Here is a 20,560-nt window from a genome sequence, read left to right on the forward strand (position 1 = left end):
CATATCGCGGCCATCCCGCCCGGAAGTTTCAACCTCGGGAGTACGGATTTCGTGTATGCACCGTCCCATTTCGCCCAAGCCCATTGGTAAGGGATTCTCCCTGGTGGAAATGGCCATCATTTTGGTGATCATGAGCCTCATGGTGGCGGCCCTGCTGCCGCGCATCGTCTCCGGCACCAAGCGGGACGTGATGGCCGAGGCCAAGCGCATGGTGCGCAGCGCCCGCAACGAGGTGCTCGGCTATGCCAAGGCCAATGGCTGCGCCCTGCCGCCAGCGGCCTGGTTTTCCGCCCAGGCGGCCCACCGCTGGGGACGTTTGGGCGCCGTGGCCTACCTGAGCGGCAACCGCACCCTCACCCTGGTGAACGGCACCAACCAGACCGCGGCTTTTCTCATCGTCAGTAACGGCACGGACCAGACCAACGACACCGATTACAGCGCCAATCCCACCGATCTGCGCCCCGTGCACGACGACATCGTGGACTTCGCCACCCCGGCCTTCGTGCAGAGCTTGTGTCCGTGAACGCGCCGTGCCTGCGGTTTTCCCGCATCCATCCTTGACACGGCCGGCGTTTTTTCCCCAAGAAGCAGGCCATGCTCTCTTCCCACGACCACCCCTTTGCGCGGCTGCACATCACGGGCAACCCCTTTTCCATGGCCACGAGCCAGGAACATTTTTTCCACACCCCGGCCACCCGTACCATCCTCGAAGAGCTTGCCCATGGCATCCTCACGCGCAAAGGCTTTCTCGCCCTTATGGGCGAGGTGGGCGTGGGCAAGACCTCCCTGGCCTTACAGCTCTTCTCCCGCCTAGAGTCCGAGCCAGTGGACTTTGCCTGGGTCTTCAACACCATGTTCACCAAGGAGGACCTGTTTCGGGCCATTGCCGAAGACTTTGGTCTGCGCCCCGATCCTGGCTGGACGCTTCTGGATCACCAGCGCGCCCTGCAGGACTTTTTCCTCTCCCGGTACCAGGAAGGCCGCATCTGCGTCATCGCCGTGGACGAGGCCCACAACCTCTCCTTTGATTCCCTGGAGGCCCTGCGGCTCCTGGGTAATTTCGAGTTCGGCGGCCACAAGCTCGTGCAGGTGCTGCTCATCGCCCAACCGGAGCTGGCCGAACGCCTTGGCGCCCCGGAGCTGCGCCAACTCAAGAGCCGCATTGCCATCTCCCGCACCCTCCCAGAGCTGTCCTTCAAGGAGCTTGTGGACTACACCCACTTCAAGCTCGCCACCGCGGGCTCGCAGCTTCGGCTCACCCCCTGGGGGGCGCGGCGACTGTGGCGGGGGTGCCAGGGAAACCTCCGCCTGGCCAACCTCATCCTGGAGCGGGCCCTCTACGCCTGCATGGCCCTGAACGCCCCAACCGTGAACGCCCGGGTGGTAGGGGCGGCCCTGAAAGAAGTGCAGCGCGAGCGCGGCGCTGCGACTCGTCTTTCTTGGACGTGGGCGGTGGCGACAATCCTCCTGCTGGCCATCGCCATGGCCTTCATCCCCTTGTGGGAGGTGGACGGAAAGCGCATGAGCGCCGCAGCCGTGTTCTGGGAGGTCCTGCAGCTCAAGTCTGCCTCGTCTGGAGCCCAGCCATGAGCCAACCTGTCATCCGCCTCGGCGACCTGCTCAAAGAGCGGGGCCTCATCACCGACCAGCACATCCACTACGCCCTGCAGGAGCAGCGGGTCACCAAGCAGAAGCTCGGCGAGGTGCTCACGGGTATCGGCATCGTCTCCGAATACGACCTCATCCAGGCCTTAAGCGAGCAACTGGGGCTTGCCCACGTGGACATCACCCGCGAGACGCCGGACCTTACACTGCTGCGCAATTTCAACCGCCAGATCTGCCTCAATGTGCGCATGCTTCCCCTGCGCCTGGAGGGCGAGGCCGTACGCGTGGCCACATCCAACCTGCCTGGGCCCGACCTAGAACAGGCCTGCCTGCGCTTTTGCGGCAAAAAACCGCAGGTGGTGCTCACGGAAGAGAGCAAGGTCGTTGCCGCCATCTACAACTATTTCTTCTTTCTGGAAAACCCGGTGGAGGAGATCCTGGAGCGCGAGGCGCGCGTCCTGGCCAACGACACCTCCCTCACCGTAAATCCGGAACGCTTTGTGGAACACCTGCTCCTCTTTGCCATCAAGGAGCGGGCCTCGGACATCCATATCCGTCCCATGGAGCACGGCATCAACGTCGCCTTCCGGGTGGACGGGGTGCTGCGCAGCGTGCGCTTCTATCCCCCAAGCCTAAGGCGCGCCATCACCGCCATCAAGCTCATGGCCGGCATGGACATCTCCGAGCAGCGCCTGCCCCAGGACGGCCGCTGGAGTGCGAACCTCCTGGAGCGCAAATTCGACGTGCGCGTCTCTTCGGTGGTCACCCCGTATGGGGAAAATCTAGTGCTCCGCCTGCTGATCCAGGAACGGGCCAATTTGAGTTTGCGCGCCCTGGGTTTTCTCCCCCAGGACCTCGGCAACCTAGAGCGGGCCTTTCAGGAACCTTTTGGCATCATCCTACTCACCGGCCCCACGGGCTCGGGCAAGTCCACCACCTTGGTGGCAGGGCTCTCGTCCCTGGATCTCTTGGGCAAAAACGTGCTCACCGTGGAAAACCCCATCGAGTACATCGTGCCCTTGGCGCGCCAGACCCAGGTGAACGAGGCCGCAGGCTACGACTTTGCCAATGCCATGCGCTACTTTCTGCGCCACGATCCGGACATCATCCTCATCGGCGAGATGCGCGACGAACTCACGGCCAAGACCGCCATCACCGCCGCCACCACCGGACATCTGGTGCTCTCCACGCTGCACAGCAACACGGCCTTGGGTGCCATTCCGCGCATGCGGGGCCTGGGGCTCGACAGTCTCAGCGTCGCCGAATCCCTGGTGGCCGTGGTGAGCCAGCGCCTAGTGCGCACCATCTGCCCCCACTGCCGCGAAGAGTACATCCCCAGCGAGGCCGAAATCCGCTACCTGGGCACGCAGCCAAAGCAGCTGTTCCGCGGCCGAGGGTGTGCGGCCTGCGGCCTGTCCGGCTACCTAGGCCGGACCTTGGTTTACGAAATCCTCATCGTCTCGCCGGAGCTGCGTACCCTGCTCGAAGCCGAGGCGCCGCTGACGGAACTGGAGACCACGGCCCAGGCCCAAGGCTTCCGCTCCATGTTTCAGGTCGGCGTAGACAAGGCCCTCCAGGGAGACACCACGGTGGCGGAGCTCATGCGCGTGCTTGGCACTACCCGCTACACACCGAGATAGCCATGCCGCTTTTTCGCTTCAAAGTCCTCACCAGCGCCGGGGGCATCGAATCCGGGGTCCTGGACCTCCCGGTCACGGATCCCGAAGCAGCAGTGCGCTACGTGGAGACCGCCGGCGGTATCGCCCTGGAGATCGAGCCCCTGCCCCGGGCCATGGATGTCTTTATCCGGCGCACCGGATTCGGAATTGGCAAGATCTCGCGCCTGGAGCTCTCGGAATTCTACAACAACCTCGGCATGCTCGTGGGTGCCGGGGTCACGGTGATGGACGCCTTGGAGGAGCTCGCCCAAGACAGCAAAAATGCTCGCCTCAAAAATGCCATCACCTGCATCCGCGCCGACATCCAGTCCGGCCAGACCCTGAGCGAGTCCCTGGCCCGCCAGCCCCAGCTCGCCCCTTTCGTGGTGCACCACATGGTGGAGATCGGTGAAGAGACCGGAAAGCTCGACGCCATGCTCCACAAAAGCGGGGCGCACCTGCGCCACATTCACGACATCATAAGCGGCACCAAGCGGGCCCTCACCTATCCGGCCTTTCTGCTCACCGTAGTCACCTTGGCCGTGGTCTTCTGGTTTTGGTATGTGGTACCGCAGCTCGTGGCCCTCTTCCAAGACATGGGCGTAGAGCTTCCCGCGCCCACGCGGCTGCTCATGGCCATGGCCGACTGGTTCCGCAACTGGTTCCTCATCACCGTGGGGCTACTCGCTGTCCTGGGAATGGTCCTCGCCTGGGCACGCAAGCGCTTCCTCCCCGTGCGCTACGCCCTCAGCATGCTCGCGTTGCGCGTGCCGGTGCTCTCCCTCATCCTACATACCTCGCTTACGGCCCGAGCCACCGAATACCTCGGCATCACCATCGGCGCAGGTATCGGTGTGCTGCGCTCCCTGGCCCTGGTCATCGAATCCACCGGCAACGAAGTGTACAAGGCCCGGTTGCAAGGAACACGCAAATCCATTATGGCGGGTGTAATTCTTTCCGAGGCGTTACGCCACAACCAGGCCCTCGACCCCTTTGCCGTGCGCATGCTCGCGGTGGGCGAGATGACGGGAAAGCTCGATGAGCAAGCACAATACGTCGCCGACCTCTACCGCCAAAAACTGGCAGGCCTGGTGGAGGTACTCTCCAAGACTTTGGAGCCTATGATCATGATTTTCCTCGGTGGCATGTTTGCCTTGATCATGGTGGGCCTGCTCATGCCGGTGTACGAACTCGTGACCAAATTGGGGGCATGATGCGTATGGGACTGTGGGCCGCGGTGGCCCTGGTGGTCATGGCCGCAGGGGCCGTGTTCTGTGGCAACGCTTTTGAAGCCGCCATGGTGCAAGGCGCGCGGGCTGCGGCCTTGGAGCAAGAAAACGCCCTGCTTGCCGACGGCATCGCCCAACTGCAACGCCAGCGCGCCGATGTCCAAGCCTGGGAGGAGCTGCTCGCCCGTGCCCAGGGTCTGCGGCCCGAGGCGCTGCGCCGCTACCCCATCCTGGTGGACCAGGAGACCAGCTGGGAAGAAACCGCAGCGGTGCTGCTTATCGTCTCCAACGCTCACCCCCGACCAGGGGGCTACCGCTTCCAGCCCGAGCGCTTCTCCATCACCCGCGTAGGGGACGACGCCAACGCCACCGAGCGCTATCAATTGCAGATGGCGGGGCAATTTCTGAGCCTGGAGCAAACGCCATGACCCAGGACCCCAAGCGCCGTCCCGACGCAGCCCTGGATGCCCCCACCGCAGACGCGGCCCCGCTGGAGGACGATTTCCTCTCGCCAGAGCACGTGCTCGCCAATATGCCCCACATCCCGGAGCCGGCCCCGGAAACGCCCGCCGAGGAGGCGGACTCCACGCCAGCGCCTGCTGCAGAAAACGCGGCGCACGCGACCGATCTCCCCCCCAACGAGGACCTGGTAGAAGTGCCCTCCAGCTGGGAAGTGGAAATCGTGCCGGAAGTCCCTGCCGAAGCCTTGATCCCCCCGCCGGGATGGAGCACGCCGGAGCCCCCGGCAGCGTCCACGACGGCCCCCCACACCCCCGAAGCGCCGCCCACGGAAGCCGCCCCCCCAAGAGAGCAGCCCGCAGCGCCGCCTGCAGACACGCCGCCCGCGGCCCCGCCTGCGCCACCGAGCCCATCCGCACCTCCCCCCGTCACGGAGGATGCTTCCCCGGCGAGCTTTGCGCAGATCCCCGTGGTCCCGGCGCCGCGCACCGAAGTGGTGCTGGACTGCAGCGCTGGCCGCATGCTCCTTGCACGCGGCGAGCTCACGCTGCTCGGCGAAAAAGACGGTCTGGACCGCTTCCGTCTCTGGGTGGCCGACACCCGCGACACCCTGGGCCCCGGGGCGATACGCGTCGACGCCCCACCCAAGTACGCCCCGCTTCTGGCAAGGCGCCTCCTTGCCCGCGGCGGGGAGTTGGACGACGCCTCGACGCTCCTTCCCCTTTCCCGCAAGCGCCTGGGGCCCAACCAAACCCTGCTGGGCTTTCACCTCATGACCTCGGCGGAAAAGGCACGGCTTGCCCACCTGCACGCCAAATCCAGCCAAGGGCTCTTAGTGCACGACGCAAGCTCGCTGCTTTTCGGCATCCTCCGCCACGAGCGCGGCACCGTGGCAGGATTTCTCCAGTTTCCCGGGAGCATCACGGCCCTTGTGGTGCGCCAGGGGCACGTACTCTGGGGCCGGCGCCAAATGCTCGCCGAAGACCAGGGCCCGGCCTGGGCAAACGCCGTGCGCGCCCTGCAGACGGACATCACCTTCGCGGGCAAGGAAAACGGCTTCGAGGTAGAAGAGACCCTCTGGGTGGCTGGCCTAACCTCTACCCGCGACCTTCCCCTGGAAGACGCCCGCGCCCTGCCGGTGTGCGCCCTGCGCACCGAAACAGGCACGCAGTATTCCGCCCTGCCGCTGGCGCACGCGCACCACGGCGCAAGCCTCACCTCCCCTGCGGAGCGTCTGGCCGCGGCCCTGCGCCCCTGGGAGCCCCTAGCCTGGGGCACGATGCTGCTGGTGGGCCTTTTCTTGGCGGTAGGCGGGCTGTGGCTCAACTCCACGGCAGCGGGTCTTGCGCACCAGGCAGAGGGCCTTGCCGCCCGCAAGGCGGAGCTTTTGCGTGATTTGGCCCAAGTGCAGCAGGAGACCGCCTTTTCCGCCGAACGCGCGGCCCTGGCCCAAGGGGTGTATGCCACCGCCCAGGCCGTGCTCCAAGCCGAGGTCACCCTCCCCATGGCCGCGGTGTGGAACGACCTCGCACACCTCAAGCCCGAGGCCTGTCGGCTGCTCACCCTGGAAATGCACTACGAGGCTTCAGGGGTGCGCGTGCAGCTCACCGGCGGCATCGAGCTCCCCATGACCCAGGCCCAGGCGGTGTTCGACGCCTTCCAGCGAGAACTTAACGCCAAAGGCTACACGGTCGCTGCCGCCAACCTGCACTTTGACATGGATGGCAATGCCTTCACCCTGACCCTCCACCGAAGTTTCGAGAACTCGCCATGCATCCCTCCCTGCGCGCCATACTGATCCGATTTGCCCTGATGGGAGCCGCTTTCGTGGCTCTGGGGGGAGCCGCGGCCCTGTACGTCCCTGGCATCCAAGAACAGGTGGCCCGCCATACGTCGCAGGTGCCGGACATAACCCCCCCCGCCCTGCCGGATGCCGCCTGGCGCACGACCATCGCTGCAGCCCTCGATGCCCTCGGCAAAGGGCCCACGCAGGCGGCCATCAACACCCTCGAAACCTCGCTCATTTCCCAACGTACCACCACTGGCCGCACCGCCACGCGGCTCACCCTCATCGTCCCCCAAGGGGCCGAGCGCCTGGCCCTCATCGATGGCCGGGTATTCCGGGTAGGAGACAAGCTCCCCGATGGCCGCCGCGTGCACGCCATCTCGCCCCAGGGGGTACTCCTCGAAGCCGCCGGCGCCCTGGAGATGGTGCCGTGGATCCCGCCGCTTGCCGTGCGCCTGGAGCGGGCATCCCAAGAGACTCCAGCCTTTGCCAACGCCACCCTGGAGGCCCCAGCCCAGACTCTGACCAACGCCTCGGCCACTCAAGGCCCCAAATCCATCAACGCCGACCAAGCCATCCAGCTCCTTCGCCAATGGGAGGCCCTCAAGCATGCGCGTTAATCTCGCCCTCCTCATCGTCCTCATGACCGCCTGCGCCCCACCGCTTGCCCGCAATCCACTCGAGCCCGGATCCGGCTACAGTCAACTCCAAAAGGCCCTGGCCGACGAAAAGCGCCAGGCCCAGGCCGCGCGGGAAAGCGAAATCCAAACCCTCGAAGAACAGGCGCCCGCCCCGGCCCCTGCGCTGGAAATCACCCCGCCCCGCTACAATCCCCTGGAAGAGACGCGCATCACTATTTCGGTGCGCTCCGAACCCCTGGCCGATGTGCTCTACGTGGTGGTGCGCAACGCCGGCATGGACCTGGTCATTGACCCGGCACTCAGCCTCGATAACCGGGTAACCATCAGCTTCGAGAACGCCATAAGCCAGCAGGTGGTGGAACGCCTCTTGGGTGCCTTTGACGTACACTGGGAGGTGCGGGGCAATACCCTGGTGGTCCAGCGCTTTACCGAACGCGTCTTCCATTTGGAATTCATGAACACCCGTGCCAGCGTGGACATCGCCACCGGTGGCGACATCTTCGGCTCCGCCAGCGCCGATACCACCACCTCCAACCTGCGCTCGGCCTTCCAGGTGGAGTCCTCCCTCAACAAAGGCGCGGAGGAAGGCTCCCTCTACGGGCAACTGGCCGCCAACCTGCGCACCCTGCTCGCCGGGCCCGAAGGGGCTATGGGGACCTTCACCCTGGACCCGGTGGCCGGCACCCTCTACGTGCAGACCACGCCGCGCCGGATGGAGGCAGTTTCTCGGCTCATCGACCGCATGGATCGCAAGCTCAGCCGCCAGGTGGTCATCGACGCCCAGATCCTCGAAGTCACCCTGTCCGAAGGCTTCAACCTGGGCGTGGACTGGAACTTCCTCCAGCGCCGGGTCTTCGGCGAGCGGGTCTTCGAAATTGGCCTTGGATCCACCAATGGCACCGGCCGGATGCAAACCGGCTACGCCAACGTGGGCGGCCCCATCGTGTTCCCCTCCTCGCTCGCGCCCACCTCGGACGACACCTACGACTTCATCCTCAACACCACGGTGGATGCGCTCAAAACCTTTGGCGGCGTGCGGCTCATCTCCAACCCGCACGTGCGCGCCCGCCACGGCCTGCCAGCCCTGGTGACCTCGGGCACCACCATGAACTACATCCGCGAGCTCACGAGCGAACGCGACGACAACGGGGTCACCATCAGCACCCAAACCGCCTCGGCCTTCGAGGGGGTGATGCTCGGGGTGGTGCCGTTTTTGCGCGACGATGGCAGCGTGGATCTGGAGATCTTTCCCATCACCAGCAAGGTGGACCTCTCCAACAAAGCCAGTTTCGTGGACCAATCGGAAGTGACCCTGCCCAAGGTGGACGTACGGAACGTGAGCACCAATGTGCGGGCCCAAAGCGGCGACACCATCATCCTCGGCGGGCTCATCTTCCGCGACAGCAACAAAGGCGACCGCGGGGTGCCCACCCTGGCCGAAGTCCCCGGCCTGGGCTGGCTCTTTGGCCGCCGCGCCGATAGCGAGACCACCCGCGAGCTCGTGGTAGTCATGCACATCCGGATAGCCCCATGAGCCTCATCTACGAAAGCCTCAAAAAAAACGCCGCCGCGCCCCAACCGCCGCCGCTCGCCCCGGTACACGCCCCTCGGCGGATGGTGCCCTTGCGGGTGCTGCGCCGCATCGCCGTGGGCGTGGGGATCCTTGCCGCCTGCGTGGGCGCGGGCTGGGCGCTGGTGAGTTGGGTGCAGGGCGAAGTGGAACGCTTGGGCCCGCGGCTCCAGGCCACACGGGCCATCGAGCCCGTACCGGCACCCACACCCCCGGCCGAGCCGCCAGCACCTCCCGCGCCACAAGCGCCCCAAGCACTGCAGCCCCAGACCCCGCCCACACCACCACCTGCCCCGGTGCGCACCAAGATCGGCATCGAGGACTTGGCCCGCCCCACCCTGGAGTTGGAGCAGGTCTTCTCCCAGCGTGCCCGCCACAACCAGCGTGTGCTCGAGCTTTCAGGCCAGCTCGCCACAGCCTGGAATCACAAAGACCTGCCCCAGGTGCGGCGCCTGGTGGCAGGCCTGCGGACCACGGCTGGCGCCACCAGCCCCTTGGTGCGGCGCTGGGAAGGGATCCTCGCCCTGCACGACGGACAGACCGCCATCGCAGAGGCCCGGTTCCGAGCCCTGGTGGCCGAAGGCCATGGGGACCGCACCACCCGACTGTATCTGGCGCAAATTTTGCTTTCCCAAAACAAGCGCCTTGAGGCCCAGGCGGAACTCTCCCGCCTGGCAGCGGAATTTCCCGAGGATCCGGACATCGCACGCCTGACAGCACGCCTCAAAGGAGAAAAGGCCCCATAACGGCGAACGCCGCGCCGAAATCTTGACGCAGGCGCTCCCCTTCGTCTACAGGGTCTCAAGGATACACAACCAACTGCGGGCAACGGACGCGGCACCCCCATCTGGGCGCCACGGGACCGCGACCAGGCCCAGTGGCGCACCCGGCGGCAAACCCACAACGGAGGTCACGTATGGATACGGCAAAAGGACAGCGGGGATTTACCCTTGTGGAACTAGCAATCGTGCTGGTGATTATCGGCATCATCCTGGGTGCGGTACTCAAGGGGCAAGAACTCATCAACAACGCAAAAATAAAACGGCTCTACAATCAGTATCGGGAAATTCTTGCAGCAGTCTACACCTATTACGACAAATACGGCAAATACCCAGGTGACGACAACACCGCAAACCCCCGTTGGCCGGCTGCAACAAACGGTAATAGCAACGGAATTATTGATGGATTTACATTTAATTGTGCACCAAGCGCTACAACAGAAACCTGTCAAACATGGCTCCATTTACGTTTAGCAAACATCATCAGCGGCCCAACCACGGCTGCTGACGGACCGAGGAACTCCGCCAATGTCTATGGAGGTACTATTGGTATAGGGTACGCTACTGTACAGACTCTTGCGGCAACATTCATTGGCTTTGACAACGTTCCTTATGATGTTTGTCAAACAATTGACACCCAATACGATGACGGAGTCTTTAACTCCGGAAGCATTCGTGGTTCCGGAGATTATACTACTGCAACGAGTGGAATATTTGATTTGTATTTCAAGTTATAATACACAATTCTGTGTTCACAAATCACAACCACGGCGCCTTCGGGCGCCTTTTTTCTGCCCTCTGCCTCTGGCAGAAGGTCTGCGGGGGCAGGTGTCGGGTGCGTGGCGACGAGACCACCTGCATGCGCGCCTGGCGCATCTCGGCCTTGCCCCGTGGTTTGGGTTTGGGCTACAAGGGCGCTGCTTTCTGCCGTTGTGTATCCCCCAACCCAAGGAGCTCTCATGATTCGCGTCCTGGTGGTGGATGACTCCGCCTTCATGCGCACGGCCCTGGCCACCATGCTGGCCGCAGATCCGGACATCGAGGTCGTCGGCACGGCCTCCAACGGCGCCGAAGCCCTGGAGATGGTCCAGCGCTTGGACCCGGATGTGGTCACCATGGACGTGGAGATGCCGGTCATGGATGGTATCACTGCCGTGCGCCGCATCATGGCCGAGGCCCCCCGCCCCATTCTCATGGTGAGCTCGCTCACCCGTGAAGGGGCGGAAGAGACCCTGGCGGCCATGGATGCCGGGGCCGTGGACTTCATCCCCAAGGCCCTGTCGCGGGTGAGCCTCGAGATCGTGCACATCGAGGCCGAGCTGCGCGCCAAGGTCAAGGCCGTGGCCCGGCGGCGCGCCTCCAAAGTTTCTGCCGCGCCGCGTCCTGCCCCGGCCCCCGGTCTGCGGACCAAGGGCGTGGAGCTTATCGCCATCGGCGTCTCCACCGGCGGCCCGCCAGCGGTGCAACGCATCCTCGCGGCCCTGCCCGCCCACTTCCCGGCGCCCATCCTCATCGCCCAGCACATGCCCCGGGCCTTTACCGGCCCCTTTGCCCAGCGTCTGGACGCCACCAGCGCCCTTACGGTGCGCGAGGCGGAAGACGGCATGGCCCTTGCCCCGGGGTTGGTGCTCGTGGCCCCCGGGGGGCTGCATCTGCGGGTGCGGCGCCAGGGGCTGCGACTCCATGCCGAAGTGGGACAAGAGCCTCAAGACGCCCTGTACAAGCCGTCGGCCACGGAGCTCATCGCCTCGGTGGCGCGCACCTGTGCCGACCGGGCCGCGGCCCTCGTCATGACCGGCATGGGCAGCGACGGCCTGGAAGGCGCCCGCCAGCTCAAGACCGCTGGCGGTGTGGTCCTTGCCCAAAGCGAAGCTACCTGCACCGTATACGGCATGCCCAAGGCCGTGGTGGACGCTGGCATCGCCGATGCGGTGGTGGACCTGGAGGCCATTGCCGAGACATTGATGCAGCTTGGAGGATGCCCAGGCCGCGAATCTCAACGAGGAAGAAACCATGGCTGATATCCTCTCCCTGCTCCAAAGCCCCAACGCCGAAGACCAGCGCGAAGGGGCCTTCCAGGCCGCCGAAGCCCAAATGCAGGAGGCCATCCCCCTCTTGGTGAATCTGCTCCACTCACCAAGCCCTGGGGTGCAAGAGGCCGTGGACATGGCCCTGCGCCGACTGAACGGCCGCTCCACAGTGGAGGCACTGCTGCCCTTTTTGCGCGAAGAAAGCCCGGTGGCCCGGAATCTGGCCATGGACCTGTTGCGCGCCCTGGCTGGCCCGCATCAAGACGCACTCCTGCCGCTGCTCACCGATCCGGATCCAGACGTGCGCATCTTTTCCGCCGACATCCTTGGCGCGTGTGGTGACGCCACGGCCGTACCACCACTGTGCGACGCCCTGCTCCACGACCCGGACGTCAACGTGCGCTATCAGGCGGCCGTAAGCCTGGGGGAACTGGGCTACCCGGAAGCGGCCTCGGCCCTCAACCGCGCCCTGGGGGACGACGAATGGGTGCGCTTTGCCGTCATCGAGGCGCTCATGAAGATCGGCCACGAATCCTCCATCCAGGCCTTAGCTGGCGCCCTGGAGCATAGCTCGGAACTGGTGGCCTCCATGATCGTGGACGCCCTGGCGGCCATGGGCAACCGCAAGGCCGCGCCCCTGCTCCTTGCCCGCATGCCAAGCGCCCCCGACGCCCTGCGCACCAAGATGGTGCGCGCCGTGGTGCTCCTTTTGGGGCCGAAGGCCCTCTCCTGGTTGCCAGAAGAGCAGCGCACGAGCTTTCGCCAATTCCTCCGCATCGCTTTGGACGACGAGGACCCAGACATCCAGGACGCGGCATTCCTCGGCCTTGGAGCCACGGGTGACGGCGAGGCGGCAGGACGCATGCTGGCCGTAGCCGCCACCATCAACCCGGATTCCGCCCCCGAACGCCTGGAAAAGGCCGTGGAGGCCGTGGCCACCCTAAAAGACACCGGCGCCGCACCGGCCCTCAAGGCCGCCTTGGACGATGCCCTCCATGCCGACGACGAAGCCCTCGTCACCGTAGCCGTAGCGGTCATCGACCGTTTGGGCACCCCGGAAGCGGCCCTGCGCCTGGCAGCGGCCTTCCCCCTCCATGGCCGGGACGTGCAGCGCCGCATGAGCGCAGTCATGGCCCGCCATGGAGACGAGCGGCTTCACGATACATTTCGCGAGATCCTCGCCACGGCCCGGGATGGGACGGTGATCAAAAACGCCCTGATCTTCCTGGGCAAGACCCTCCAGTGCCACCACTGCGCCCCGGAGATTCTCCACTTCTTGGAGCACCCGTACAACGACGTCAAAGAAGCTGCCCTGGAGGCCGCAGTGGCCCTGGGCGGGCCCGAGGTGGAAAGCCACTTCCTCAAGATGGCCCACGCCCCGGACCCTCTGCCGCGCTTTTTGGCCGCCGCGGCCCTGGGACGCTTGGGGGCCGAGCGCTTTGCCCAAGACCTGGTACGCCTCGTGCAAGACCCGGTGGAAGACGTGCGGCGCATCGCCCTGGAGGCTTTGGTACCAGCGGCGCAAAAAGACGCCGCCATCCGCGAGGCCATACTGCCCCTCGCCCACGACGCAAGCGCCCCGGTGCGCCTGGCCCTGGCTGAAGCCGCCGCCAGCCTGGCCGAGGCCGATCCCACCTGGGAAGAGCACGTGGCGGCCTTCCTCCATGACGACGACGACTGGGTGCGGGTGCGGGCCATGGAAACCCTGGCCGAGCTCCGTGCCACCCGCTTCGCCCCGCAATTCATCCCGCTGGTGCAAAGTGACAACACCCTGCTCGCCATCAAGGCCGTGGAGACACTGGGCCGCATGGGCGGGCAGGCCGCCTTCCATGCCCTGCTCGCCGCCCTGGGCAATCCCAACCCGGATATCCAGGCCGCGGCCGAACGGGCCCTGGACAACCTGGATACCACGGCCGGGGAGGTGCGATCATGAGTTCGCTCTTCTCCAAGACCATCACCTTGGAGCGGGAGACGCGCATCGACGACGAGGCGTTCCGCAACCTGCGCGACTTCATCTACGAACAAAGCGGCATCTATATCGGCGACAACCGCAAGTACCTCCTGGAGAATCGGCTGGCCAACCGGTTGCGGGAACTCAACCTCAAAAACTTCAACGAGTACTACTATTTTCTCAAATTCGATCCGGACCGAAAAAAGGAACTGAGCAAGCTCTTCGAGGTCATTACCACCAACGAAACGAGCTTCTTCCGCAATCCGCCGCAAATCGCCGTATTCCAGGAAAAGGTCCTGCCGGAAATCCTGGAGAGCCAACGGGCCACGCGATCGGTCCTTATCTGGTCCGCCGGGTGCTCCACGGGAGAAGAACCGTACACCCTGGCCATTGTCTGCCATGAGGTCTTGGGAAGCGAAATCGCCTCCTGGAACATCCGCATCACGGCCAACGACCTCTCCGATGCCGTACTCCACGCCGCAAAACGCGGCATCTATTCCGAATACAGCCTGCGCACCACGCCACCGGATGTTGTCGCCAAATACTTCCATAGCGAAGGTGGCGGCCGCTTCCGCATCCGCGAGGAGGTCCAGCGCCTGGTGCATTTTGGCCAGATTAACCTGAGTGACCGCTTGCAGGTGCGCCGGGTGGAGCGCAGCCAGGTGATCTTTTGCCGCAATGTCATCATCTACTTCGACGACAACATGAAACGCCAGGTGCTCTCGGGATTCTACGACAACCTTCTGCCCGGCGGATACCTCTTTTTGGGCCATTCGGAATCGGTGCACAACCTCTCCCGCGCCTTTCGGCCGGTGCAGCACCCCGGCTGCATCATCTACCAAAAGGAGCGCACCCCATGAGGGAGCGGCGCAAAGCACCTCGGCTGCCCAAGGCCTACCGCCTGCGGCTGCGGGAAGTGGCCTTCCCGCCCACGGCCTGGGTGGACGCCGCATGCCGGGACGTCTCCGCCACCGGGCTTGCCGTGGAGTGCGGCCTCGCCCTTTCTCCCGGAACCCCAGTGGAAATGCGACTTGTGGTGCCGCGTCTCAACCTCTACCATCCAGGATTCTTCAAGGCCCTGGAAAACGCCGTCCATCAAGAGCTGCGTGCCGTAGGCTGTGTGGTGCGGGTGCAGCAGCACGGATGGCGGATGCTTTTGGGGCTCCAGTTTACCGACATCGACCCCGACGACCGCCGCGCCTGGGAGCGACTCCTGACTCGCTTGCTGGAGGCGCGACCATGAAGACCATCGCCGTGGCCAACCAGAAGGGTGGGGTGGGCAAGACCACCACCGCCGTCTCCCTGGCGGCGAGCCTGCGGCACCTGGGAAAGCAGGTGCTGCTTATCGACCTCGACCCCCACGCCTGCGCCTCCATCCATCTCGCCCACTATCCCGGGACACTCACCGGTTCCGCCTTGGACCTCTTCAGCACCCAACCCGACGCCGCCGCCTGGGCCAAGGCCATAAGCCCACGCCGTGATTTCGACTTCGCCCTGGTGCCTGCGGTGAGCGCCCTGTCCGATCTGGAGCAATCCCTGCGGGACATCCCGGAAAAAGGCGGCATCCTCGCCCGGCGTCTGGCCGCCATCCCCGAGCCCTTCGATGTGGTCATCGTGGACTGCCCGCCGCACCTGGGGATACTCCTTGTCAACGCCCTGGCCGCAGCCCATCTGGTGCTCGTCCCCGTGCAAACGGATTTCCTCGCCCTGCATGGGCTCTCGCTGCTCTTCCACACCGTGCGCACCCTGGAGCGGGGCCTTGGCCGCCGCATCCCGGTGCGGGTGCTCGCCACCCTGTACGACCGCCGGGCCAGCGCCTGCCGCCGGGTCATGGAGCTCATGGAGCGCAAGCTGGGGCCCCGCGTCTGCCGCACGGTCATCAGCATGGACACCAAATTTCGTGAAGCCAGCGCCCAGGGCAAACCCATCCTCCACTCCGCCCCCACCAGCCGAGGCGCCCAGGAGTACCTGGCGCTGGCGCAAGAGATTCTCACCCAGCACCTGCCGGAGGCCGCATGACCCAGGTCGTCAGCCCGGAAGCCTATTTCCAGGACCTCCCGCTGGATTTGCCGGCGGTCGGAGACCTTACCCCGGAAGAAGTCCTGTTTTTACGCCAATACGCCGGGTTGTGCGTGGAAGAAGACGCCACCCCAAGGCACTCCGCCGCGTGCGCCGAAACACCACCACCCCCCCCGACCACGCCGCCCGCGCCCCAACCCGAGACCCCTTCGCCCACGCCGCCAACCGCGCCGCACCCGCCCAAGGCCATGCCGCAGCAGGATGCCGCCCAATCCCCCCCCGCCCCAGCGGCGGACAGCCTCCTGCGCCTGGTGGGGTTTCGTGTCTGCGGCGAAGAGTACTTTCTGCCGGTCAGCGAGGTCCAGGAAGTGGTGCCCTTCGTGCCGCCCACCCGCCTTCCTGCCGCCCCCAAGGCTGTGGCCGGGATCACCCAGTTGCGCGGCCGGGTCACGCCCCTGGTGCGCCTTGCGGAACTCCTGGAAATCCCCATGCGCGCCGAAGACCAGGAACGATTCATCGTCCTGTGCCGCGGCGAAGGGCTGCAGCTCGGCCTCGTAGTGCACGGGCTCTGCGCCATGCAGCAGGTGCGCCACGGCGAGGTGGAATGGAACGTGGAAGCCCATCTGGGCGAAGGCAACCGGCTCCTGGCTGGGATCATCCCCCGCCAGGGCCGCCTCACCGGCATCCTTTCCGTGGCCGCCATCGTGCGCGCCGTTCTCCAACCCTAAGGAGTATTCCATGGCCAAGCACATTCTCATCGTGGACGACTCCAAGACCGTACGCAATCTCGTGGCCTTCATCCTCAAGAAAGAAGGATTCAAGGTCACTGCCGCAGAAGACGGCATCGACGGCCTGGAAAAGCTCTACAGCGCCAAACAGCCCGTGGATCTGCTCATCTCCGACATCAACATGCCGCGCATGGACGGATTCACCTTCATCCGCACTGTGCGCGAGCAGGAGTCCTACCGAGATCTGCCCATCATCGTGCTCTCCACCGAAGGCCAGGAACAGGACATCCAGGCCGGGTTGCGGCTGGGGGCCAACATGTACATGGTCAAGCCCGCCCAACCGGAAAAACTCATGCGGAACGTCAAGATGCTCTTGGGTTAGGAGGGACTATGAACGCAGCCATGGACGACGTGTTTGGCGACTTCATCGTCGAAGCCCGAGAGCACCTGGAGACCATCGAACCCGCCCTGCTGGAGTTGGAACGCGATCCCCAAAACCACGCCCTCCTCGATGCCATCTTTCGGCCCATGCATTCTCTCAAGGGTGCTTCGGGATTTTTGGGTCTCAACCGTCTCAACCAGTTGGCCCACAAGGGCGAAAACGTCCTGGATGCCCTGCGTAAGGGCGAATGCCACCTGCGGCCCGAGACCATGGACCTCATCCTCAAGACCACCGACGCCCTGCGCGCCATGCTCGACGCCCTGGAGGCCACAGGTACGGAAGGCGACCTGGACATCGCCCCCATCATGGCCGAGCTCGACCGCGTCCTTGACCAAGACTGCGCTTGCGACGCCGCCCCAGCCCCTGCCCCTGCAGCGCAGCCCTATAGCCTGGCCATCGTCAGCGAAGAACACTTGGGGGACTTTCTCGAAGAAGCGGCGGAGATCACGGGCACCCTCTCCCGCGGCCTGGTGGAATTGGAATCCAATCCCGAAAACACCGAGCTCATCCACGACCTTTTCCGCGCCTTCCACAACCTCAAGGGCAACGCCGGCATCATCGGATACGTGGAGATGAACGAGCTGGCCCACGAGGCGGAAACCCTCCTCGGCAGGGCACGCAAGGGCGAATGCCCCGTATCCCGGGCCATGATCGATGCGCTGCTCGCCGCAGTGGACGCCTTGGAGTCCCTGATTGCCGCCATCGAACCCACCGGCCGCGTCACTCCGCCCGACATCTCCCCGGCGCTCAGCGCCGTGCGCGCCCTCACGGCAAGCGCCCCGACCGCCTGTGTCGAACCGCCTGCCCCCCCGACGGCAGCGCCTGCCGGCCGGGACGCCAAAAACCGGGACGCCGAAGACCTGGAAGTCTTCGAAGGCACGGTACGTCAGCAGCTAGCCACCATCTTCGCCGCCCTCGAAGGTCTGCGGCAGGACGCCGCCCAGCGGGATCTGGTGGACGCCATCTACCGCTCGCTCACCAGCCTGCACAACGCCTGCGCCTACATGGACTTGGAGGAGCTGCGCGTCTACGCCCAGCGCACGGCCCAATTGGTGGGTAAGGCCCGCGACGAAGGCATCGACTTTTCCGTGATGCTCGATCTGCTCACCCAGGAGGCCGGCATCCTGGAAAGCATGGTGGAATCGGCCCTTGCAGGCCTCAAGGCCCCCCGCGCCGCAGGGCAGCCCGTCCCACCAACGCCAGAAGCACCCGCCGCTGCCCCAACGCCCCAGGAGTCCCCCAAGCCCACCCCTGACCCCGCGCCGACGACCACCACCGCAGCCCCGGCTGCGGAGCGCCGCAGCACGAGCACCATCCGCGTGGAGCACGCCAAACTCGACCACCTCATGAACCTCATCGGCGAGCTCATCATCAACCGCAACCGCTTCGCCATGCTGGCCCGGGACCTAGCCGCGGGCGGTGATCCTCATGAAGTGGCCCAGCACCTCCTGGAGACCACCGACTCCATGACCCGCATCTCCGACGACCTGCAGGACACCATCATGCACGTGCGCATGCTGCCGGTGCACACGGTGTTCTCCAAGTTCCCGCGCCTCATCCGCGACCTTTCGCGCAAGTCCGGCAAACAGGTGGAGCTCATCACCGAAGGGGAAGAGACCGAGCTCGACAAAAGCGTGGTGGAAGTCATCGGTGATCCCTTGGTGCATATCCTCCGCAACGCCGTGGACCACGGGCTGGAGCCCCCGGAAGAGCGGCGACGCCTGGGCAAGCCGGAAACCGGCCGGGTGTGGGTGCGCGCCGCCCACAAAGGCAACGCCGTGGTCATCGAAGTGGAGGACGACGGCCGGGGCATCGATCCGGAGGTCATGCGCCGCAAAGGGGTGGAAAAGGGCCTCATCACCCCAGAGCAGGCCCGCAGCATGGACGACGCCGCAGCCCGCGAGATCATCTTTGCCCCAGGTTTTTCCACTGCCGCGCAGGTGACGGACATCTCCGGCCGGGGTGTCGGTATGGACGTGGTACGCACCAACATCAAGGACCTCAAAGGCTCGGTGCAGGTGACCTCCGAGGTGGGCAAGGGCACGCGCTTCACCCTGTCGCTCCCCCTCACGTTGGCCATCATCGACGCCCTCCTGGTGCGGGTCTCGGGACACATCTTCGCTATCCCGCTCGATGCCGTCTCCGAAACCACCAAGATCCCGAAGGAGACCATCTCGCGGATCAACCGCCGGGAGGCCGTCACCTTGCGGGGCGAAGTGGTGGCCTTGGTGCACCTGGCCGACATCCTTGGGCTCCCCACGGCGCAGCGCAGCGAAAAAACCCTGCCCACGGTGCTCATCGCGGTGCAGGATCGGCGCCTGGGGCTGGTGGTGGATGAGCTTCTGCTGCGCCAGGATGTGGTGATCAAGACCCTGGGGGACTACCTGGGCGACATCCCCGGGATCTCCGGGGCCACGATCCTCGGGGACGGCCGCGTGATCCTCATCCTCGATCCCCACGAGATCTTCCGCATGGCCATGCGGCAGGCGTGATGGCGTCCTTTCGCTTCCCCGGACCTGCCCCTGCCCGCCTGGACGTGGTCCTGGGGCGCATATGCCCGCTTGGCCGCCGGGGGCGACAACAGCTCATCAAGGCCGGCCGCGTGCTGGTGGACGGCAGACCTGTCCGCAAGGGGGCGCTCGTGCAGCCAGGCCAATGGGTCACTATCGCTGAGGCAACGGACGCCACGCCGCGCGCGCTCCTGCCCAAGGCCCGGCTGCTCGTGCAGACAGACGCCTTTGCCGCCATCGTCAAACCCGCAGGCATGCCCAGCGTACGAGGTGCTCTTCCTGGAAGCCTGGAAGAGGCCCTGCCGCTCTTGGGACTTTCCGGCTGGCAGCTCCTCAACCGCCTAGACACCCCGACCTCGGGGATCGTGCTCGCTGCGGCCACCGCTGCGGCGGCAGCCCAGTATCAGGCGTGGCAAGACGAAGGCCGGGTGCACAAATGGTATCTGGCCGTGGTGCACGGACACTGCGCCCAAGCACGGGTGTGCACCGCCTGCATCGACGACGCCCGCCGGCGTCAGGTACGGGTACTGCCGGAGCCCGATCCCTCTCTCCTGCGCCACACCCATATCTGGCCCCTCTGCCACGATGCCGATTCCACGCTGGTTTTGGTGCGCATCCTCAAGGGCCGGCGGCACCATATCCGCGCCCACCTCGCCGCCTGTGGGCACCCCATCGTGGGCGACGGCCGGTATGGTACGGACAGCACGGAAGGCGGCCTTTTCCTCCACCACGCCGCCCTTGTGCTTCCTGGGTTCACGGTATGCACGCCCCCGACCTGGCCGCAATGGCAGACGCTTGGGCACTCTGTTCCCGTCCACTGCCTGCCTGCGGACTTCCTCTCCCTGTGGCCCATCAAAGAGCCGTCGCCAGCCGAGCCCGAACCATAAGCACAAAAAAAGGCAGGAACGAAATTTCGCTCCTGCCAGGGAAGCCGGGTACCCGGCCTGGGTCACTACCGCTGCTTCCTCTCGGACCTCACGGGGTTCATGATCAGTACCGCCACCCGGCTTCCCTCATCACCGCATTCTGGCACCGGGTAGTCGGGGAAAACTGCAAAGCTGGCGGAGAGGAGAGGATTCGAACCTCCGGTGCCCTTTCGAGCACACACGCTCTCCAGGCGTGCGCCTTAAACCATCTCGGCCACCTCTCCGCG

At 65.2% G+C, this 20,560-nt stretch carries 19 protein-coding genes, 1 tRNA gene and 1 other RNA gene; 19 read left to right on the forward strand and 2 right to left on the reverse strand.

Annotated features, from left to right (window positions below; translation table 11 throughout):
- Positions 1–55: 55 nt before the first annotated feature.
- From QMF81_RS11125 to QMF81_RS11215, 19 genes are all read left to right on the forward strand, one after another.
- A complete protein-coding gene (locus QMF81_RS11125; protein WP_281750873.1) occupies positions 56–523 on the forward strand; it encodes a type II secretion system protein in 468 nt (155 codons plus the stop codon).
- Between the two features lie 71 nt (positions 524–594).
- A complete protein-coding gene (locus tag QMF81_RS11130; protein WP_281750874.1) occupies positions 595–1,590 on the forward strand; it encodes an AAA family ATPase in 996 nt (331 codons plus the stop codon).
- A complete protein-coding gene (locus tag QMF81_RS11135) occupies positions 1,587–3,245 on the forward strand; it encodes a GspE/PulE family protein (protein WP_281750875.1) in 1,659 nt (552 codons plus the stop codon). Before QMF81_RS11130 ends, QMF81_RS11135 begins: the two co-directional genes overlap by 4 nt.
- 2 nt (positions 3,246–3,247) lie before the next feature.
- Positions 3,248–4,477, forward strand: a complete 1,230-nt coding sequence (locus tag QMF81_RS11140) for a type II secretion system F family protein (RefSeq protein WP_281750876.1) — start codon at positions 3,248–3,250, stop codon at positions 4,475–4,477.
- Positions 4,478–4,482: 5 nt separating this feature from the next.
- Positions 4,483–4,920: a hypothetical protein gene (locus QMF81_RS11145; RefSeq protein ID WP_281750877.1), complete on the forward strand. Its 438-nt coding sequence runs from the start codon at positions 4,483–4,485 to the stop codon at positions 4,918–4,920.
- Entirely contained in the window at positions 4,917–6,749 is a 1,833-nt protein-coding gene (locus QMF81_RS11150; RefSeq protein ID WP_281750878.1) for a hypothetical protein, read from the forward strand. Before QMF81_RS11145 ends, QMF81_RS11150 begins: the two co-directional genes overlap by 4 nt.
- Positions 6,722–7,357: a hypothetical protein gene (locus tag QMF81_RS11155; RefSeq protein ID WP_281750879.1), complete on the forward strand. Its 636-nt coding sequence runs from the start codon at positions 6,722–6,724 to the stop codon at positions 7,355–7,357. The genes QMF81_RS11150 and QMF81_RS11155 overlap by 28 nt, the downstream gene beginning before the upstream one ends.
- Entirely contained in the window at positions 7,347–8,912 is a 1,566-nt protein-coding gene (locus tag QMF81_RS11160; protein ID WP_281750880.1) for a hypothetical protein, read from the forward strand. The genes QMF81_RS11155 and QMF81_RS11160 overlap by 11 nt, the downstream gene beginning before the upstream one ends.
- Positions 8,909–9,694: a tetratricopeptide repeat protein gene (locus QMF81_RS11165; RefSeq protein ID WP_281750881.1), complete on the forward strand. Its 786-nt coding sequence runs from the start codon at positions 8,909–8,911 to the stop codon at positions 9,692–9,694. The genes QMF81_RS11160 and QMF81_RS11165 overlap by 4 nt, the downstream gene beginning before the upstream one ends.
- Positions 9,695–9,864: 170 nt before the next feature.
- Complete coding sequence (locus QMF81_RS11170) at positions 9,865–10,464, forward strand: prepilin-type N-terminal cleavage/methylation domain-containing protein (protein WP_281750882.1); 600 nt, start codon at positions 9,865–9,867, stop codon at positions 10,462–10,464.
- Positions 10,465–10,686: 222 nt separating this feature from the next.
- Complete coding sequence (locus tag QMF81_RS11175) at positions 10,687–11,748, forward strand: chemotaxis response regulator protein-glutamate methylesterase (RefSeq protein ID WP_281750883.1); 1,062 nt, start codon at positions 10,687–10,689, stop codon at positions 11,746–11,748.
- Positions 11,741–13,690 (forward strand): HEAT repeat domain-containing protein, encoded by a 1,950-nt coding sequence (locus QMF81_RS11180; protein WP_281750884.1) that lies wholly within the window; start codon positions 11,741–11,743, stop codon positions 13,688–13,690. The genes QMF81_RS11175 and QMF81_RS11180 overlap by 8 nt, the downstream gene beginning before the upstream one ends.
- Positions 13,687–14,568 (forward strand): protein-glutamate O-methyltransferase CheR, encoded by an 882-nt coding sequence (locus QMF81_RS11185; RefSeq protein ID WP_281750885.1) that lies wholly within the window; start codon positions 13,687–13,689, stop codon positions 14,566–14,568. Before QMF81_RS11180 ends, QMF81_RS11185 begins: the two co-directional genes overlap by 4 nt.
- Entirely contained in the window at positions 14,565–14,951 is a 387-nt protein-coding gene (locus QMF81_RS11190) for a PilZ domain-containing protein (RefSeq protein WP_281750886.1), read from the forward strand. Before QMF81_RS11185 ends, QMF81_RS11190 begins: the two co-directional genes overlap by 4 nt.
- The gene (locus tag QMF81_RS11195) at positions 14,948–15,727 is read left to right on the forward strand and encodes a ParA family protein (protein WP_281750887.1); all 780 of its coding nucleotides are present in this window, start codon (positions 14,948–14,950) and stop codon (positions 15,725–15,727) included. The genes QMF81_RS11190 and QMF81_RS11195 overlap by 4 nt, the downstream gene beginning before the upstream one ends.
- Positions 15,724–16,455, forward strand: coding sequence for a chemotaxis protein CheW (locus QMF81_RS11200; protein WP_281750888.1), 732 nt, complete (start codon positions 15,724–15,726; stop codon positions 16,453–16,455). The genes QMF81_RS11195 and QMF81_RS11200 overlap by 4 nt, the downstream gene beginning before the upstream one ends.
- 10 nt (positions 16,456–16,465) lie before the next feature.
- Positions 16,466–16,837, forward strand: coding sequence for a response regulator (locus QMF81_RS11205; RefSeq protein WP_281750889.1), 372 nt, complete (start codon positions 16,466–16,468; stop codon positions 16,835–16,837).
- Positions 16,838–16,845: 8 nt separating this feature from the next.
- Complete coding sequence (locus QMF81_RS11210) at positions 16,846–19,389, forward strand: chemotaxis protein CheA (RefSeq protein ID WP_281750890.1); 2,544 nt, start codon at positions 16,846–16,848, stop codon at positions 19,387–19,389.
- On the forward strand, positions 19,389–20,294 hold the full coding sequence (locus QMF81_RS11215; protein ID WP_281750891.1) for a pseudouridine synthase: 906 nt from the start codon (positions 19,389–19,391) through the stop codon (positions 20,292–20,294). The genes QMF81_RS11210 and QMF81_RS11215 overlap by 1 nt, the downstream gene beginning before the upstream one ends.
- 32 nt (positions 20,295–20,326) lie before the next feature.
- Here the strand turns inward: QMF81_RS11215 and ffs are convergent.
- Together ffs and QMF81_RS11225 are read right to left on the reverse strand one after the other, a co-directional pair.
- Positions 20,327–20,423, reverse strand: an RNA gene (ffs, locus tag QMF81_RS11220) — signal recognition particle sRNA small type.
- Positions 20,424–20,466: 43 nt separating this feature from the next.
- A tRNA-Ser gene (locus QMF81_RS11225) sits at positions 20,467–20,557 on the reverse strand.
- Positions 20,558–20,560 lie beyond the last annotated feature (3 nt).

The organism is Thermodesulfomicrobium sp. WS (assembly GCF_027925145.1).
Lineage (GTDB): Bacteria > Desulfobacterota > Desulfovibrionia > Desulfovibrionales > Desulfomicrobiaceae > Thermodesulfomicrobium.

Coding starts and splice junctions, on each gene's coding strand:
- QMF81_RS11125 (WP_281750873.1), top strand. CDS start 56: ATGCACCGTCCCATTTCGCCCAAGCCCATTGGTAAGGGATTCTCCCTG.
- QMF81_RS11130 (WP_281750874.1), top strand. CDS start 595: ATGCTCTCTTCCCACGACCACCCCTTTGCGCGGCTGCACATCACGGGC.
- QMF81_RS11135 (WP_281750875.1), top strand. CDS start 1,587: ATGAGCCAACCTGTCATCCGCCTCGGCGACCTGCTCAAAGAGCGGGGC.
- QMF81_RS11140 (WP_281750876.1), top strand. CDS start 3,248: ATGCCGCTTTTTCGCTTCAAAGTCCTCACCAGCGCCGGGGGCATCGAA.
- QMF81_RS11145 (WP_281750877.1), top strand. CDS start 4,483: ATGGGACTGTGGGCCGCGGTGGCCCTGGTGGTCATGGCCGCAGGGGCC.
- QMF81_RS11150 (WP_281750878.1), top strand. CDS start 4,917: ATGACCCAGGACCCCAAGCGCCGTCCCGACGCAGCCCTGGATGCCCCC.
- QMF81_RS11155 (WP_281750879.1), top strand. CDS start 6,722: ATGCATCCCTCCCTGCGCGCCATACTGATCCGATTTGCCCTGATGGGA.
- QMF81_RS11160 (WP_281750880.1), top strand. CDS start 7,347: ATGCGCGTTAATCTCGCCCTCCTCATCGTCCTCATGACCGCCTGCGCC.
- QMF81_RS11165 (WP_281750881.1), top strand. CDS start 8,909: ATGAGCCTCATCTACGAAAGCCTCAAAAAAAACGCCGCCGCGCCCCAA.
- QMF81_RS11170 (WP_281750882.1), top strand. CDS start 9,865: ATGGATACGGCAAAAGGACAGCGGGGATTTACCCTTGTGGAACTAGCA.
- QMF81_RS11175 (WP_281750883.1), top strand. CDS start 10,687: ATGATTCGCGTCCTGGTGGTGGATGACTCCGCCTTCATGCGCACGGCC.
- QMF81_RS11180 (WP_281750884.1), top strand. CDS start 11,741: ATGGCTGATATCCTCTCCCTGCTCCAAAGCCCCAACGCCGAAGACCAG.
- QMF81_RS11185 (WP_281750885.1), top strand. CDS start 13,687: ATGAGTTCGCTCTTCTCCAAGACCATCACCTTGGAGCGGGAGACGCGC.
- QMF81_RS11190 (WP_281750886.1), top strand. CDS start 14,565: ATGAGGGAGCGGCGCAAAGCACCTCGGCTGCCCAAGGCCTACCGCCTG.
- QMF81_RS11195 (WP_281750887.1), top strand. CDS start 14,948: ATGAAGACCATCGCCGTGGCCAACCAGAAGGGTGGGGTGGGCAAGACC.
- QMF81_RS11200 (WP_281750888.1), top strand. CDS start 15,724: ATGACCCAGGTCGTCAGCCCGGAAGCCTATTTCCAGGACCTCCCGCTG.
- QMF81_RS11205 (WP_281750889.1), top strand. CDS start 16,466: ATGGCCAAGCACATTCTCATCGTGGACGACTCCAAGACCGTACGCAAT.
- QMF81_RS11210 (WP_281750890.1), top strand. CDS start 16,846: ATGAACGCAGCCATGGACGACGTGTTTGGCGACTTCATCGTCGAAGCC.
- QMF81_RS11215 (WP_281750891.1), top strand. CDS start 19,389: ATGGCGTCCTTTCGCTTCCCCGGACCTGCCCCTGCCCGCCTGGACGTG.